At 55.8% G+C, this 13,051-nt stretch carries 14 protein-coding genes and 1 pseudogene; 6 read left to right on the top strand and 9 right to left on the bottom strand.

Annotation, left to right across the window (positions count from 1 at the left end; all coding sequences use genetic code 11):
• The first annotated feature begins 250 nt into the window (after window positions 1-250).
• The 6 genes from dusB to pepN all read left to right on the top strand — a co-directional run bounded on the left by dusB (window position 251) and on the right by pepN (window position 7,360).
• Window positions 251-1,261 (top strand): tRNA dihydrouridine synthase DusB, encoded by a 1,011-nt coding sequence (gene dusB / locus Q9J80_RS06980; RefSeq protein ID WP_301673168.1) that lies wholly within the window; start codon window positions 251-253, stop codon window positions 1,259-1,261.
• A 29-nt stretch (window positions 1,262-1,290) separates the two neighbouring features.
• Window positions 1,291-1,530: a Fis family transcriptional regulator gene (locus Q9J80_RS06975; protein WP_107820164.1), complete on the top strand. Its 240-nt coding sequence runs from the start codon at window positions 1,291-1,293 to the stop codon at window positions 1,528-1,530.
• 2 nt (window positions 1,531-1,532) lie between these two features.
• A complete protein-coding gene (ruvC, locus tag Q9J80_RS06970) occupies window positions 1,533-2,069 on the top strand; it encodes a crossover junction endodeoxyribonuclease RuvC (protein WP_301673121.1) in 537 nt (178 codons plus the stop codon).
• A 50-nt stretch (window positions 2,070-2,119) separates the two neighbouring features.
• Window positions 2,120-2,989 carry a lipid A biosynthesis lauroyl acyltransferase gene (locus Q9J80_RS06965; protein ID WP_301673167.1) on the top strand — a complete coding sequence of 290 codons (870 nt, stop codon included), beginning with the start codon at window positions 2,120-2,122 and terminating at the stop codon, window positions 2,987-2,989.
• A gap of 749 nt (window positions 2,990-3,738) precedes the next feature.
• Window positions 3,739-4,533, top strand: coding sequence for a 3'-5' exonuclease (locus Q9J80_RS06960; protein ID WP_301673120.1), 795 nt, complete (start codon window positions 3,739-3,741; stop codon window positions 4,531-4,533).
• 223 nt (window positions 4,534-4,756) lie between these two features.
• The gene (gene pepN, locus Q9J80_RS06950; RefSeq protein ID WP_304672753.1) at window positions 4,757-7,360 is read left to right on the top strand and encodes an aminopeptidase N; all 2,604 of its coding nucleotides are present in this window, start codon (window positions 4,757-4,759) and stop codon (window positions 7,358-7,360) included.
• A gap of 217 nt (window positions 7,361-7,577) precedes the next feature.
• Here the strand turns inward: pepN and Q9J80_RS06945 are convergent, their stop codons facing one another.
• The 9 genes and pseudogenes from Q9J80_RS06945 to Q9J80_RS06910 form a co-directional block, all read right to left on the bottom strand.
• A complete protein-coding gene (locus Q9J80_RS06945) occupies window positions 7,578-8,405 on the bottom strand; it encodes a DNA adenine methylase (protein WP_301673118.1) in 828 nt (275 codons plus the stop codon).
• Window positions 8,362-8,565, bottom strand: a complete 204-nt coding sequence (locus tag Q9J80_RS06940; protein WP_301673117.1) for a Com family DNA-binding transcriptional regulator — start codon at window positions 8,563-8,565, stop codon at window positions 8,362-8,364. Before Q9J80_RS06940 ends, Q9J80_RS06945 begins: the two co-directional genes overlap by 44 nt.
• 166 nt (window positions 8,566-8,731) lie before the next feature.
• Window positions 8,732-9,217, bottom strand: a complete 486-nt coding sequence (locus Q9J80_RS06935; protein ID WP_301673116.1) for a hypothetical protein — start codon at window positions 9,215-9,217, stop codon at window positions 8,732-8,734.
• Window positions 9,214-10,023: a DUF4376 domain-containing protein gene (locus Q9J80_RS06930; RefSeq protein ID WP_301673115.1), complete on the bottom strand. Its 810-nt coding sequence runs from the start codon at window positions 10,021-10,023 to the stop codon at window positions 9,214-9,216. Before Q9J80_RS06930 ends, Q9J80_RS06935 begins: the two co-directional genes overlap by 4 nt.
• 21 nt (window positions 10,024-10,044) lie before the next feature.
• Entirely contained in the window at window positions 10,045-10,515 is a 471-nt protein-coding gene (locus Q9J80_RS10910; protein ID WP_308446904.1) for a phage tail protein, read from the bottom strand.
• Between the two features lie 212 nt (window positions 10,516-10,727).
• A pseudogene (locus tag Q9J80_RS10905) lies at window positions 10,728-10,974 on the bottom strand (tail fiber protein); the annotation flags it as partial.
• A gap of 2 nt (window positions 10,975-10,976) precedes the next feature.
• Window positions 10,977-11,543, bottom strand: coding sequence for a YmfQ family protein (locus Q9J80_RS06920; protein WP_301673113.1), 567 nt, complete (start codon window positions 11,541-11,543; stop codon window positions 10,977-10,979).
• Window positions 11,540-12,589 (bottom strand): baseplate J/gp47 family protein, encoded by a 1,050-nt coding sequence (locus Q9J80_RS06915; protein WP_301673112.1) that lies wholly within the window; start codon window positions 12,587-12,589, stop codon window positions 11,540-11,542. The genes Q9J80_RS06920 and Q9J80_RS06915 overlap by 4 nt, the downstream gene beginning before the upstream one ends.
• Before the next feature lie 24 nt (window positions 12,590-12,613).
• Entirely contained in the window at window positions 12,614-12,961 is a 348-nt protein-coding gene (locus Q9J80_RS06910) for a phage GP46 family protein (RefSeq protein ID WP_301673111.1), read from the bottom strand.
• Window positions 12,962-13,051: the final 90 nt, after the last annotated feature.

The raw sequence follows: 13,051 nt of genomic DNA, 5'->3' as shown, positions 1-13,051 counted from the left end.
ATAGTACGGAACCGATTCACTTGGTGCTTCAGCACCTTAGAGAATCGTTCTCTTTGAGCTGAGGCGAGGCAACGCCGTACTGGTTTTGTTAATCCACTATAAACTGCCCTCCTGTGAGTGGCGGGGCAGGGAATCTGTGTGCGGATTATGCCATAAAACGGTGCCTGCCCCAATCGCGGGCGCGTCCGGAGATTGGAAATCCTGCTTAAAAAATGTACAATGGCGCACTTTTTTGAAACGCGGGCCCATTATGCACATCGGCGGCTATTTTATCGACAACCCCATCGCACTTGCGCCGATGGCAGGCATTACCGACAAACCCTTCCGCCGACTTTGCCGAGATTTTGGCGCAGGTTGGGCGGTGTGCGAAATGCTGGCCAGCGACCCGACGCTCAGAAATACTAGAAAAACCCTGCAACGCAGCGATTTTGCCGATGAAGGCGGCATCGTTGCCGTGCAGATTGCCGGCAGCGATCCGCAGCAGATGGCGGATGCGGCGCGTTACAACGTCGGACTCGGGGCACAGGTCATCGACATCAATATGGGCTGTCCCGCTAAAAAAGTCTGCAACGTCCAAGCCGGCAGCGCGCTGATGCAGGACGAGCCGCTGGTTGCCGCCATTTTGGAAGCGGTGGTCAAGGCGGCAGGCGTTCCCGTTACCCTCAAAACCCGTTTGGGTTGGCACGACGACCACAAAAACCTGCCTGCCGTCGCCCGAATCGCCGAAGATTGCGGCATCGCCGCCCTTGCCGTCCACGGACGTACGCGCACGCAAATGTACAAAGGCGAAGCGGCTTACGACCTGATTGCCGAAACCAAATGCCGTCTGAACATCCCGGTCTGGGTCAACGGCGACATTACTTCGCCGCAAAAAGCCCAAGCCGTCCTCAAACAAACCGCCGCAGACGGCATCATGATAGGGCGCGGTGCGCAAGGCAGGCCGTGGTTCTTCCGTGATTTGAAACATTACGCCGAACACGGTGTTTTGCCGCCTGCTTTGAGTTTGGCAGAATGTACCGCCGCCATTTTGAACCACATCCGAGCCATGCACGCGTTTTACGGTGACACTGCCGGTGTGCGCATCGCACGCAAACACATAGGCTGGTACATCGGCGAGATGCCCGACGGCGAACAGACACGTCGTGAAATCAACTACTTGGACAGTGCGGCGGCGCAATACGACATGCTTGCAGGTTATCTTGAAAAACTTGCTGAAAAAACCGACAGTTGGGCGTGTGCCTACCGCCCAAATGCCTTCTGAACACTTGATTATCCTTTGAAAGTGCAATCATGCCCCATACCCTTCCCGATATTTCTCAATGCATCAGACAAAATTTAGAACAATATTTCAAAGACCTGAAAGGAACCGAACCTTGCGGCGTGTACGATATGGTATTGCATCAGGTGGAAAAACCGCTGCTGGTGTGTGTGATGGAGCAATGCGGCGGTAATCAGTCCAAAGCTTCCGTCATGTTGGGGCTGAACCGTAATACCTTGCGTAAAAAACTGATTCAACACGGTTTGTTGTGAATATGGCTGCAACCGTCCGTATCTTAGGCATCGACCCGGGCAGCCGCGTAACGGGTTTCGGTGTCATCGATGTTAGGGGGCGGGATCATTTTTACGTTGCCTCAGGCTGCATCAAAACGCCCGCCAATGCCGCACTGGCAGACAGGATTGCCGTGATTGTGCGGCACATCGGCGAAATCGTTGCCGTTTACAAGCCGCAACAGGCGGCGGTGGAACAGGTGTTCGTCAACGTCAACCCTGCATCGACGCTGATGCTCGGTCAGGCGCGGGGCGCGGCATTGGCGGCATTGGTCAGCCATAAGCTGCCCGTTTCGGAATACACTGCCTTGCAGGTCAAACAGGCGGTAGTCGGCAAGGGTAAGGCGGCAAAAGAACAGGTGCAGCATATGGTGGTGCAGATGCTGGGGCTTTCGGGAACGCCGCAGGCGGATGCGGCGGACGGTCTTGCCGTCGCGCTGACCCACGCCTTACGCAACCACGGGCTTGCCGCCAAACTCAATCCTTCGGGGATGCAGGTCAAGCGCGGAAGGTTTCAATAGTTTCAGACGGCATTTGTATTTTGCCGTCTGAAAAGAAAATGTGTATCGAGATGAAATTTATATTTTTTGTACTGTATGTTTTGCAGTTTCTGCCGTTTGCGCTGCTGCACAAGATTGCCGACCTGACGGGTTCGCTTGCCTACCTTCTGGTCAAACCGCGCCGCCGTATCGGAGAAATCAATTTGGCGAAGTGTTTTCCCGAATGGAGTGAGGAAAAGCGTAAAACCGTATTGAAGCAGCATTTCAAACATATGGCGAAACTGATGCTCGAATACGGCTTATATTGGTACGCGCCTGCCAAACGCCTGAAATCGCTGGTGCGCTACCGCAATAAGCATTATTTGGACGATGCGCTGGCGGCGGGGGAAAAAGTCATCATTCTGTATCCGCACTTCACCGCTTTTGAAATGGCGGTGTACGCGCTTAATCAGGATGTCCCGCTGATCAGTATGTATTCCCATCAAAAAAACAAGATATTGGACGAACAGATTTTGAAAGGCCGAAACCGCTATCACAACGTCTTCCTCATCGGGCGCACCGAAGGGCTGCGCGCCCTCGTCAAACAGTTCCGCAAAAGCAGCGCGCCGTTCCTGTATCTGCCCGATCAGGATTTCGGACGCAACGATTCGGTTTTTGTGGATTTTTTCGGCATTCAGACGGCAACGATTACCGGCTTGAGCCGCATTGCCGCGCTTGCAAATGCAAAAGTGATACCCGCCATCCCCGTCCGCGAGGCGGACAATACGGTTACATTGCAATTCTACCCCGCTTGGAAATCCTTTCCGGGTGAAGACGCGCAAGCCGACGCGCAACGTATGAACCGCTTTATCGAAGAACGCGTGCGCGAACATCCCGAGCAGTATTTTTGGCTGCACAAGCGTTTCAAAACCCGTCCGGAAGGCAGCCCCGATTTTTACTGACTACATAAAATTACAAAACAAATCAGGCGTTTCAAGTCGAAATTCCTGATTGTTTTTGGAAATTTGAAATCCGGGTCGTGCAAACAGGATTTGCCGGACGGTTTTAACGGTTCAGTTGTTTGTAAAAACAACGCTTTTTAAAATTGACAAAAAACCAAAATCAGGTTTTAGGGCTTATTCCGCGAACAAAGGGGGCGGATGCCGAAAATCCGATTAATATATTAAAATTAAATTTGTTTAAAAACATAAGGTTGTAAACAAGTATCTCATATAAGCCTTTTTCATTAAACAGATATTCAGATATTTTGTGCCAAAAATTTACATAATATTTAAATTAATATCAAGTTATAAAAATATATAGAATTTTATTTTGTTTATTTATAATTTTAAGCAATAATCTAAATCAGGTATTTTGATTCCCCTGTTTTAAAAAATACTTGGCAAGGTGTAAAAAAAGGCGTACATTCCGCTACACAGAATTACAGACGCAGCGGAGCAATGCCGTCTGAAAGGATTTTCCGGTCAGTCTTGCGATTGGTTGGAGTTTCATCGGAAACGGTGAAACGAAAGTTTGCCGGCGTAGAGTTGAGCTACGCGGGTAAAGCCGCAGGCGAAAGCTTGTATTGTTTGTGAAGCGTAAATCTCTGATTTGAGGTATTGGGGCAATCCTGTGGGGGGTTGCCTCTTTTTTTATCCGCCTTTTAATGACACAATAGGCGCAAGTCTGTTTTTGAATGCAAGGTACTGCCATGAATACGATTTTGGCTTTCGATATTGAAACCGTACCCGATGTGCAGGGTATCCGTACGCTGTATGACTTGCCGTCTTCCCTGCCGGACGACGAAGTGGTGCTGTTCGCGCAGCAGAAACGCCGCGCACAGACCGGCGGCGATTTTATGCAGCACCACCTCCATCAGGTTGTGGCGGTTTCCTGCTGTATGCGCTGGGGTCAGGACAAGGTTCACGTCGGCACAATCGGCGAGATGGACGATGGCGAAGAAGTTGTGATTGCCAAGTTTTTTGAATTGATTGAAAAACATACGCCGCAACTGGTCAGCTGGAACGGCGGCGGTTTCGACCTGCCCGTACTGCATTACCGCTCCCTGATATACGGCATCAACGCCGCGCGCTATTGGGATATGGGCGACGGCGATTTCGGCGACAGCCGCGATTTCAAGTGGAACAACTACATCAGCCGCTACCACCAACGCCACTGCGATTTGATGGATTTGCTCGCGCTTTACCAGCCGAGGGCGAATGTGCCGCTGGACGATATGGCGAAACTGTGCGGTTTCCCGGGCAAGCTGGGTATGGACGGCAGCAAGGTGTGGGATGCGTTCCACGCGGGCAGGCTGAAGGAAATCCGCAATTATTGCGAAACCGATGCCGTGAATACGTATTTGATGTATCTGCGTTTCTGTCTGGTCAGCGGAAGATTCGACGCGGACGAATACGAAATGGAAATCAAGCGGATCAGAAACTATCTCTCCGCCCAAACAGAAGACAAACCGCATTGGGCAGAATTTATCCAAGCGTGGAAATAGAAACCTGCTGCCCGAAGGCGGTACGCTTGTGCCGCCGTTTCGGTTCAGACGGCATATGGTGGATTAAATTCAAACCGGTACAGCCTTGCCTCTCCTTGCCTTACTATCTGTACTGTCTGCGGCTTCGTCGCCTTGTCCTGATTTTTGTTAATCCGCTTTAAAAGCTGTATCCGTGCCGTCTGAAGCCTTTTCCAGTCAAACCAAACAATATTGAAAGAAAAAAATGAGCAAAACCGTCCGTTATCTGAAAGATTACCAAACGCCTGCCTACCGCATTCTCGAAACCGACCTGCATTTCGATATTGCCGAACCGCAAACCGTCGTGAAATCCCGTTTGACGGTCGAGCCACAGAGGATAGGAGAGCCGCTGGTGTTGGACGGTTCGGCGAAACTTTTGTCCGTCAAAATCAACGGGGCGGCGGCGGATTATGTATTGGAAGGCGAGACGCTGACGATTACGGGCGTGCCGTCCGAACGCTTCACCGTCGAAGTGGAAACCGAAATCCTGCCGGCGGAAAACAAATCGCTGATGGGGCTGTATGCTTCCGGCGGCAATTTGTTTACCCAGTGCGAGCCGGAGGGCTTCCGCAAAATCACGTTCTACATCGACCGTCCGGATGTCATGTCCAAGTTCACGACCACCATTGTTGCGGACAAAAAACGCTATCCCGTTTTGCTCTCCAACGGCAACAAAATCGACGGCGGCGAGTTTTCAGACGACCGCCATTGGGTGAAATGGGAAGACCCGTTTGCCAAACCGAGTTATCTGTTTGCTTTGGTCGCGGGCGATTTGGCGGTAACGGAAGACTATTTCACCACCATGAGCGGCAGAAACGTCAAAATCGAGTTTTACACCACTGAAGCGGACAAGCCCAAGGTCGGCTTTGCCGTAGAATCCTTGAAAAACGCGATGAAATGGGACGAAACACGTTTCGGTTTGGAATACGACTTGGATATTTTCATGGTCGTCGCCGTGGGCGATTTCAATATGGGTGCGATGGAAAACAAGGGTTTGAACATCTTTAACACCAAGTTCGTCCTCGTCGACAGCCGCACCGCCACCGATACCGATTTTGAAGGCATCGAATCCGTGGTCGGACACGAATATTTTCACAACTGGACGGGCAACCGCGTTACCTGCCGCGACTGGTTCCAGCTTTCGCTGAAAGAAGGGCTGACCGTGTTCCGAGACCAAGAATTTTCCGGCGACCGCGCCAGCCGCGCCTTGCGCCGCATCGAAAACATCCGCTTGCTGCGCCAGCATCAGTTCCCTGAAGACGCGGGTCCGACCGCGCATCCGGTGCGCCCCGCCAGCTATGAGGAGATGAACAATTTCTACACCATGACCGTTTATGAAAAAGGCGCGGAAGTGGTGCGTATGTATCACACCCTGCTCGGCGAAGAGGGCTTCCAAAAAGGCATGAAGCTCTATTTCCAACGCCACGACGGCCAGGCCGTGACCTGCGACGATTTCCGCGCGGCGATGGCGGACGCGAACGGCATCAATCTCGACCAGTTCGCCTTGTGGTACAGTCAGGCAGGCACGCCCGTTTTGGAAGCGGAAGGTCGTCTGAAAAACAATATTTTCGAGTTGACCATTAAACAAACCGTGCCGCCCACGCCCGATATGGCGGATAAACAGCCGATGATGATTCCCGTCAAAATCGGGCTGCTGAACCGCAACGGTGAAGCGGTGGCATTCGATTATCAGGGCAAACGCGCGACCGAAGCCGTGTTGCTGCTGACCGAAGCCGAACAGACCTTCCCGCTCGAAGGCGTAACCGAAGCCGTCGTTCCCTCACTGCTGCGCGGGTTCAGCGCGCCAGTGCATCTGAACTATCCGTACAGCGACGATGACCTGCTGCTCCTGCTCGCCCACGACAGCGACGCCTTCACGCGCTGGGAAGCCGCCCAAACGCTCTACCGCCGCGCCGTCGCCACCAACCTTGCCGCGCTTTCAGACGGTGTTGAGCTGCCGAAACACGAAAAACTGCTTGCCGCCGTCGAAAAAGTCATTTCAGACGACCTCTTGGACAACGCCTTCAAAGCCCTGCTTTTGGGCGTGCCGTCTGAAGCCGAATTGTGGGACGGCGCGGAAAACATCGACCCACTGCGCTACCATCAGGCGCGCGAAGCCTTGTTGGATACACTTGCCGTCCACTTCCTGCCGAAATGGCACGAATTGAACCGTCAGGCGGCGAAGCAGGAAAACCAAAGCTACGAATACAGCCCCGAAGCCGCCGGTTGGCGCACGCTGCGCAACGTCTGCCGCGCCTTTGTCCTGCGCGCCGACCCCGCGCACATCGAAACCGTTGCCGAGAAATACGGCGAAATGGCGCAAAACATGACCCACGAATGGGGCATACTGTCCGCCGTAAACGGTAACGAAAGCGATACGCGCAACCGCCTGCTGGCGCAGTTTGCCGACAAGTTTTCAGACGACGCGCTGGTGATGGACAAATATTTCGCCCTCGTCGGCTTAAGCCGCCGCAGCGACGCCCTGCAACAGGTTCAAACCGCCTTGCAGCATCCGAAATTCAGTCTTGAAAACCCCAACAAAGCCCGATCGCTTATTGGCAGCTTCAGCCGCAACGTCCCGCATTTTCACGCAGAAAACGGCAGCGGTTACCGCTTCATCGCCGACAAAGTCATCGAAATCGACCGCTTCAACCCGCAGGTCGCCGCCCGTTTAGTGCAGGCGTTCAACCTCTGCAGCAAGCTCGAGCCGCACCGCAAAAACTTGGTGAAACAAGAATTGCAGCGCATTCGGGCGCAGAAAGGATTGTCGAAAGACGTGGGCGAAATTGTCGGCAAGATTTTGGATTGAGGCCGTCAAACAGAAAAACAATGCCGTCTGAAAGCCCTTGCGCTTTTCAGACGGCATTTTCGTGTAAGGCGGCGGCAGCTTTTGCCCAAATTGGCAGCAGCTTTTGCACCGCCGCAGCGTAGAAAATTGTATAAGCTTTTGCACAAATTTATCCCCGTTTAATGGCCTGTTAAACGGGGATTATCTTATGTCTTTAAAAGTAGTATGCCGCCCGCTGTCAGAACTTATAAATCAGGTGGTCGTCGTAGCTTGAATTGCGGTTGATGGTGCTGCTCACTGTCAGAGTTTGGCTGCCTGCAAAACGCTCCCATCCGGGCAGGCGCAGTTCGGCCACGAGGTCGAGATAGGCGGGCAGTTCGCTGCGGGTGCTGCTGAAAAAGATAAAGGGTGGGCGCACCATTGCCATCAGGCGCAAGAACTCTACCATGCCGAAGTAGGCTGCCTTGCGGTAGTTGCCCTGCTGGGTGCAGACGTAGGGCGGGTCGAGTACCAATAACGTGCGCGGGTTGCCGATATGTTGTGGTAGCAGCTCGCGGTAGGATTGGCCGACTATCTCCACGCCTTGCAGGTAGTCTTGTGCCTCGGGGTAGTCGCTGAGGCTGATGCAGTTGTACATGGTTTTGCGGCATAGCTCGTCCAAATCGGCGGCGGTGTTGCCGCTGAACAGCAACCATGAAACCAAGCAGTCGAGGTCGATATAGCCGCCGAAGCTGCGGATGGCAGCCACGATGGCGGCCTTAATTGCCTGCGGCACCGGTTTGCTGCGTGGAACGGGGACCAGCAGCCCGGCAAGCAGGTGGCGCAGGCGATTGATGTCAGGAATGTGTTGCAGGCGTGCGCTGTAGCCGTCGTAGTCGTTATAAATAACGCGGGCGGCCGGTTTGCATTGTTTGGCGGTATGCGATAAGAGGCCGGAACCCCCGAAAGCGTCTAAGATTGTCCAATCCTCCCCGTCACCGGGGATATGGTCGTTTAACACCTGTTTAAACAGCTTTAAAAAGTTACGTTTTTGGCCGGTGAACGGCAGGGGTGCTTTGCGGTACATAAGTGCCTTTCTGCGTAGTGTTCGCAATTTCGGCACTCGGGGCGCTCAGGGTTGTTAAAAAACCAAATTGGTTGACCGCTTTGCAGCGCGGGCATTTGATTTCCAGCTCACCCTCGCCTTTGGCCAACAGCTTATTACAGTTTTTGCAACGATATTGCATTTTTGCAGCTCCCACATTACCAGTATGTTAGAATCCGCCCACCTCTAGAGGTGGCGGCCTTGGGTCATGCAGGCCTGGTCTGCGTGGCTGGCGCGGTTTGGTGGGCAAACACCGGCCGCGCCGCCGTCTTACTTATTGCGTATACCCGCCCCTGTGGCGGGTATTTTCATGCCTCCTCCTTATATAGGGCGCGCACGATGGCAGCGAGGTCGTTGGGCGACCAGCGCCAGCCGTCGGGCAGCTCCAATGCGGCGGCGCACCACTCGGAGCAGAACCAGCGGCGGCGGTTTTGCGGCAGCCCGAAGGCAATGCCCAATGCGCCCCTCAGGTCGTAGCCTTGGCCCTCGGTGGCCACCCACACCCGCTGCAGCTGCTCGTGTGCCTCCGGGGTGGAGGGCAACGGAATCAAATCCCATTTAGCCGCCGGCAGCGGCATCACTTTGCGGCGCACGCCTTTATCGCGGATGCTGGCGGAGTAGCAGGTATAAACCGATGCCTGCGGATGCTCGCGCACCGCAATCTCAGCGTGGCTGTATTGGCCGCGGGTGAGTATACGGGTCAGCCAGTCGGTGGCTCGGGCACACCATACGCGCCAGCCGCTGCCGTCGCGGCGGCCTTTATAGAGGGCTAGATAAATGGGTTGCATGTTCATTCGATAGTCCTCCCAACCCCTGCTGCAGCTGCTAACGACATCGTGGATTGCGTGTAGTAGTTGGCTGTCCAGCCCTTGCTGTAGTCGTATTCAAGCGGCTTATCAGCTTTGAGCATCGTCAGACGATGGTGTTCCGCATTGTGGAAATCAGCCGTCTCATCATTTACCATTTGCATAACAATTTCGTCAAACAAGGCCTTGGTACACTTTTCCTTGGGAAGGAAAGTGTTGTCCATCGTTTTCCATGGTTCTTTCAGCGGAAACGCCTCATCCGGCAGAGTGCGCAAAGTCAGGTATTGCAGGCGGGTGGCGTCATCGGTTTGAAACCATTTGCCTACGGACTTGATATAAACCCCATGCCGCAGGTTGTCGTAACGCTTGGCCTTGATGCGCTCCCACATCTCATCCTGCTGTTCGGCTTTGAGCCGGGCGGCAACGTCCGGAGGCAATACCCAAGCCTTCGCTTTGGCATCCCATGTTTGATGCACGTTTTCACGCGGGGTAAAGGTCAGTTCGTCAGGCAGTTCACCCACCTGTTCAACCTGCACCTCCGCGCCGTCATCGGTGCGGTAGGCGGTTTTGCCGCGATGGTCGGGCAGGTATTGCCATTCGGCCCTTTCGGGTAGCCAGCGGGCGGCGAAGCCTGCGCGGGTTTCGGGCGGCTGGGTGTCCACGCAGCCGGCCGGCAGCAGGTAGCCGCCGTCTGCGGCCAGCGGATCGAGGTCGGCCACGGTTTGGTGCAGGTAGAGGTTGTCGGCATCCAACTGGCAGACGGGCTTGGTTGGCGGGTATTGGTTTTCGCTCATGATTTATCCTTTCAGACGACCTTAAATTTTGATACAAGCCAACAATGCGATGTTGCGAGGGCGATTTTCGGGCGCGGTTGGGACGACGCTGGAGGCGTCGAAAGTGATGGCGCGCGGAATATTGTCATTTCCGCCGCCGCCTTCGCTTGTCCACTGTTTCCATGATTTTTCCACGCCAAACGCGCCCGTCGGCTCGATGTAGTCGAACAGTTGCAGTGCGCTGTTTTTTCCGCTGTCAATTTTGCCGGTAATATTCCGGATGGCATCGCCTTGCGCACTGCCCAGTGTACGCCCGCTGTCGATGCCGCGGCCGTCGTCCCAGCCGCGCACGAATTCGCCGCGAAGGTCGGGCAGATTGAAGGTGGTGCGGCCGTCACCTGTGCCGTAGGTGGTACCGATGGATTGAAAAAGGTCAGCGTAGAGGGTGCGCGATACGGCCGCGCCGTTGGCTTTGAGCCAGCCGGGCGGGGCGGTCTGCCCAGCGAAGTACATCACCGCGCCGCTGGGTATCATGCCGGCTAGGTCGTCCACATTGAGCAGGCGCTTGCCGTCATAGCGTAATTCGCCGTCGTTACGCATGGAGAGGTATTTGCCGCTGCGCTTGTTGTAAAAATAAGCGTTTACGTTGTTTGCGCCGATTTGCAGGTATTGGTTGGCATTAAAGTCGCCCATGCTGTCGGCCACAATCGCGCCTTTTTTCAGGGTGGTGAGGCTGGTAAAGGTTTTGTCGCCGCCGATTTCTTGGTTGCCGGTGGTAACTACAGCCAGCTTATTCAGTGCTGCCAGTAATTGATTAGGCTGCAACTTATCCGGCTGGATACCGGCCGCAGTCAGCACAGCCAGCAGCTCGGATTGCACTTGGTTGAGCCACCACGCGGGCAACACAGTCCCCGGCTCCGATGTACCGTTGCCGTCGTGAAAAAGCTTATCGCCCGTATCGATAGGATGCATAATCAAGTCTCATAAACAAAATGCACGGCGGTATGCGCCGGCTTCAAATCATTAAACACAGTTTCAACCACATCGTCGGCAAAGCCGCCCAAAGCATCGCCGGCGGCGGAAACACCGGTCCGGAAACGCCACACCCTTGCCGCACGGTTGCCGACATGCACGCGCCAAACAAACATCACATCTTCCGGCGCGAGCCTTCCGCCCGCCCGTCCGATGCCCGCCCGAAAAGGCTGCGGCTCTTCGATGGAAACCGCATAGCCCGCCGCGCGCGCCATTGCGGTGAAATACGGAATCGACAGGCCGCCCGTCTCATTGAGTTTCGCCAGCACCGCCGCCACGCGCGCCGCACGCGGCCGTCCCGCACCGTCCAAACCCAACACACGCTCCCAAGCCGCGACATCCGACCCCTGCGTGCCCGGAAACGGTAGATCCGCCACCTCCTGCGCCGAGCCGTTTACCGCATCCAAAGCATTGCCGTCGATACGCATCAAAGCCGCGACGCGCGCCCCGTTGCGCGCATAAGACACCGGCGGCAGAAGCGACGCCGACACATCCGCATAAGATTTCACAAAGCCTCCACCGTTACCGCGCCCAAACGGAACCATTCCGTCTTGTCCGTCATATCCGCCGCACGGTTCTCGCGCGGCGCAAGCAGCACGCGGTCGGCAACCCCCGCCGCATTGCTCACCGCCGCTTCGATTTTGGACACCGTCAGACCGTCGCCCGGCAACAGCGTCTCAAAATACGCCGAGAGCGCGGCGCGGATATCCTCCCTGACAGCCTCAAGCGGCGCACCATCCGTCCTGACCCGCACCGACACCGGCACCGCCGTCAAATCCGGCGCGAGCACGCGCACATTTTTCGCCGTAACCGGGCGCACCTCGTCGATATACGCCTGCACCTTGGCAACCGTCTCCGGCGACGGCGCGCCGCCCGCCGCCGTTACCGCTACGTCCACCGTTCCCAAACCGCGCCGCAGCGGATACACATAAGCCGCATCCACACCGTCCACACTCAAAGCCCAATTGCGGTAATCGTATTTGTTGCCGCCCGCCGGCGGACGGCGCAGCACATCCAGCAGCCGCGCCAAAAGCGAAGCATCGCCCTCTGCATCCGTTCCGCCCGAAGCCGAAAGCACGCAGTCCGACGACAGCCCCGGCGGTGCGGACATCAACACGCCCGCCGCATCCGCCGCATTGCCCGCCGCGCCCGCTTCGACAGCCGCAATCCCGACGTCTGCCCTGCCGTCCTGCCCGATGACGCCGTCTGAAAGCGTCTCATAAAACCGCCCGTCCGCCGAAATCCGCAAATCCGCCGCAAAACGCGAACCCGCAAGCCCCGACAGCACCGCTGTCCCCTTCGCCGCCACCGCATAGCGGCGGTAGATGCCGCGCAAACCCGCGTGCCGTTCCAAATACGCCGAATCCGCCGTATCTGGAAACACCTGCCGCGCAATCCACGCCTGATGCGCATACTGCCCCGATGCGCAAGCCGCCAGACGGCTGGCATGGACAAAATGATCGCTGTCCGCGCCGATGTCCGCATTCGGATAAAACGACTTCGTATCCCGCAGCAGCGCATCGCGTACCGCTTCAAAAGACGGAATCTCAAACACCGTTCAAACACCCTTTAAAAACCATCAGGCCAAGGGCACATGATGGTCGTAATCAAACCCGCCCGCCGCCGTCTCCACACGGATATGCAGCACCAAACTGCCGCCCGCGGGACGCGTGGCGCGCACCGCAATACTTTTTGCCCGCCCGTCCGCCACAATCGGGCGCAAAGCCTCCTCGGCATACTGCCGCGCCAAAAGCGCGACCCTGTCCACATCCTTCTCGCGCCCCAAAAGATGCAGCAGCGAGCCGAGCGCCCCGTCCGCCCACCAGCTTCCCAAAGGCGTTTTCAGGCGGATATAGACCGCATTTTTCAACGTATCCGTCAGACGACCCGTATAATCGCCGCTCAAAGCGTCCAATTCCTTTTCCATCGCACCATTTTCCCCGTCCGCCGCCGCAATGCGGAGAGCACGCGCTTCAACCCTGAAAGAATGCCGTCCGAACCTTCAGAGTGCGAAGCC

Origin of the sequence: Neisseria blantyrii (assembly GCF_962747855.1) — a bacterium.
Taxonomy (GTDB): Bacteria; Pseudomonadota; Gammaproteobacteria; order Burkholderiales; family Neisseriaceae; genus Neisseria; species Neisseria viridiae.
The sequence above is the reverse complement of the archived record's forward strand: the minus strand, read 5'-3'. Positions and strand labels throughout refer to the sequence as shown.

Excerpts from the sequence above, each read along its gene's own strand:
- Q9J80_RS06910 (WP_301673111.1), bottom strand. The coding sequence starts at position 12,961 with ATGGAAAAGGAATTGGACGCTTTGAGCGGCGATTATACGGGTCGTCTG.
- Q9J80_RS06960 (WP_301673120.1), top strand. The coding sequence starts at position 3,739 with ATGAATACGATTTTGGCTTTCGATATTGAAACCGTACCCGATGTGCAG.
- Q9J80_RS06940 (WP_301673117.1), bottom strand. The coding sequence starts at position 8,565 with ATGCAATATCGTTGCAAAAACTGTAATAAGCTGTTGGCCAAAGGCGAG.
- Q9J80_RS06930 (WP_301673115.1), bottom strand. The coding sequence starts at position 10,023 with ATGAGCGAAAACCAATACCCGCCAACCAAGCCCGTCTGCCAGTTGGAT.
- Q9J80_RS06975 (WP_107820164.1), top strand. The coding sequence starts at position 1,291 with ATGCCCCATACCCTTCCCGATATTTCTCAATGCATCAGACAAAATTTA.
- Q9J80_RS06965 (WP_301673167.1), top strand. The coding sequence starts at position 2,120 with ATGAAATTTATATTTTTTGTACTGTATGTTTTGCAGTTTCTGCCGTTT.
- Q9J80_RS06945 (WP_301673118.1), bottom strand. The coding sequence starts at position 8,405 with ATGTACCGCAAAGCACCCCTGCCGTTCACCGGCCAAAAACGTAACTTT.
- pepN (WP_304672753.1), top strand. The coding sequence starts at position 4,757 with ATGAGCAAAACCGTCCGTTATCTGAAAGATTACCAAACGCCTGCCTAC.
- Q9J80_RS10910 (WP_308446904.1), bottom strand. The coding sequence starts at position 10,515 with ATGTACTTCGCTGGGCAGACCGCCCCGCCCGGCTGGCTCAAAGCCAAC.
- dusB (WP_301673168.1), top strand. The coding sequence starts at position 251 with ATGCACATCGGCGGCTATTTTATCGACAACCCCATCGCACTTGCGCCG.
- Q9J80_RS06935 (WP_301673116.1), bottom strand. The coding sequence starts at position 9,217 with ATGAACATGCAACCCATTTATCTAGCCCTCTATAAAGGCCGCCGCGAC.
- ruvC (WP_301673121.1), top strand. The coding sequence starts at position 1,533 with ATGGCTGCAACCGTCCGTATCTTAGGCATCGACCCGGGCAGCCGCGTA.